Origin of the sequence: Paenibacillus sp. RC21 (assembly GCF_044907935.1) — a bacterium.
In the GTDB taxonomy this organism is placed as follows: Bacteria; Bacillota; Bacilli; order Paenibacillales; family Paenibacillaceae; genus Paenibacillus; species Paenibacillus terrae_A.
This window is the reverse complement of record NZ_JBIYCS010000026.1, coordinates 1-2,189: the sequence shown is the minus strand read 5'-3', so window position 1 is coordinate 2,189 and position 2,189 is coordinate 1. Positions and strand designations below refer to the sequence as shown.

The 2,189-nt window shown below is 48.1% G+C and carries 1 protein-coding gene; it reads right to left on the bottom strand.

Annotation, left to right across the window (positions count from 1 at the left end; all coding sequences use genetic code 11):
- On the bottom strand, positions 1 to 2,189 hold a 2,189-nt coding region (locus ABIA61_RS26615; RefSeq protein ID WP_404581517.1), incomplete at both ends, for a condensation domain-containing protein.

Genomic DNA, 2,189 nt, shown 5'->3' with positions numbered 1-2,189 from the left:
ACGCGCTGCCTGTTCTTCAAACAACTGCGCAATGGGTTGCTCATGCGGATATGCTTGGGCGGTATCATTAAAGACGTCCAGAATCAGACGTTTGTCCGCCTCGGTTACCCACTGGAGCTCGTTGACACGCATGTGCGGGCGTTCCGCTATTTGCCGCAAAAGATGAAGCAACTGGTTGCTGATTTGCTCTATGTCTGCCTGACTATAGGTGCTTGCATTGTATTGAAATTTGAATGTGAATGTTTCGCCAGGCAGCACAATGAGATTAAAATCATAGTTCGTCTGCTCACGAATCTCCACATTGGCTATCGTTAAACCGGATTTGTGCCCCCCCTGTACGAGCTTATGCATCTGTGCGTCCACCGGATAATTTTCAAACACCAGTATATGCGTAATCAATTCTTGCTTTCGACCGCTCTCCCTCTGCATCTCATATAATGGATACGTATCATAAGCGATGGAAGAAATCGCCTGTCGTTGACTCATTTGAAGCAGCTCTGCAAAGCTCATATCTGCTGTTGTGCGAATACGTACCGGGATGGTGTTAATACATGGTCCCACCATAGTGGAGACACCTTCCAGTTCTGCCGGTCTACCTGACACTACGCTACCAAAGACAACATCATCACTGTCGTTATGTTTTTGAAGTAGCGTTCCCCATACAGTCTGTATAAAAGTATTGACAGTAACTTGCACGTCAGCGGCTGCCATCTTCATGTAACGTGTTAATTCCCCATCTATAAGGCAAGTATGTTCTTCACATACATAGCTGTCGTTCGCATTTTGAAGAAGCGTAGCGGCAGGGACATTCGCTTGCCCTTCATACCCATCCAAATAAGCCTGCCAGTAGGCAGATGCCTCTTCATGGTTTTGCGCTTCAAGCCACTCGATATATTGGGAGTATGGAGCTACAGCAGGTAGCTCAGCCTGTCGTTGCTGGAGTGCAGCATCGTAATGCTCCATCAGCTCACCGAAAAAGAGTGGCAGGCACCAACCGTCCAGAATGATATGATGAAATGTCCAGATACACTGGTATTGATGGTCTTTTGTGCCTAAAATGGTCATGCGCATCAATGGACCGCGTGCCAAGTCGAATCCGAGCTCCTTTTCTTGCAACGCGCATAGCCTTACATGCTCCTTATACTGTTGTTCATTTAGTGCGCCCATGTCTTCATAAACGAAGCTCAACCGGGCATTCCGATATACTATTTGCAGCGGAGCATTCCGCCAATTATCCATAAAACAAGTACGAAATACGCTATGTCTCTGCATTACTTTTTCCAAAGCATTTGCAAAGTGATCCACGTTAAGCTGACCATGCAGCTTAAATAAAATCTGCTCGACATAAGCAGATGATTGCCTGTCAGCTACACCGTGAAACAACATTCCCTTTTGCATCGGCGTTAAAGAGTAAATATTTTCAACCTCTTGAGGATGCTCGCAAGCATGCTGCAATTGCTCCAGCAGTTCGTCCAATTCTCCAACGGACAATCCTTTCATTGAAACATCACTTGGCGTAAGCTGCACCTGTTCCTGACTCACGCAATGCTCCATAATTTCAATGATTTTATCGTGCAGCAGCCAAGCCAGCTTTTGTATACTTTGCTTTTCAAATTGTTTGGCACTGTAGCTGATGCTGAAAGACAGTTGTCCTTGCGCCACGATGCCGTTAATATCAAGTGCATAGAGTCTGCTCTGGTTGGGACTGACAGATAGTCCGCCCATAAAAGCCGCTACCTGCATGCCTTCATAACCAGTCTCCGTATCGAATTGCCCCAGATAGTTAAAACTGATTTCCGGTGTTGGGCCAGCCATTCCATCCTCGGTCTGATCCGAGGTGTAGCGCAGCAGCCCATATCCTATACCTTTGTTGGGAACCCGCCGCAGCTCCTCCTTCACCGTCTTGATTTGCACGGATAATGCCTGTCCTGCCGGAAAGGACAGCCGTACCGGATAGCGACTGGTGAACCATCCTACCGTCCGCGTTACATCCAGTTCCGGCACGATTGCCTCTCTTCCATGCCCCTCCAGGCTGAGCGCTACTTCCGTGATGCCCATCCATGCCTGTATAGCCCGTCCCAGTCCGGTCAGCAACAGATCATTCATCTCTGTCGTATATGCCCGGTGACTTTGCTTGAGCAACTGCTCCGTCTCTCCCGCTGTCCACTGCACCGTCACTTCTTCACTGT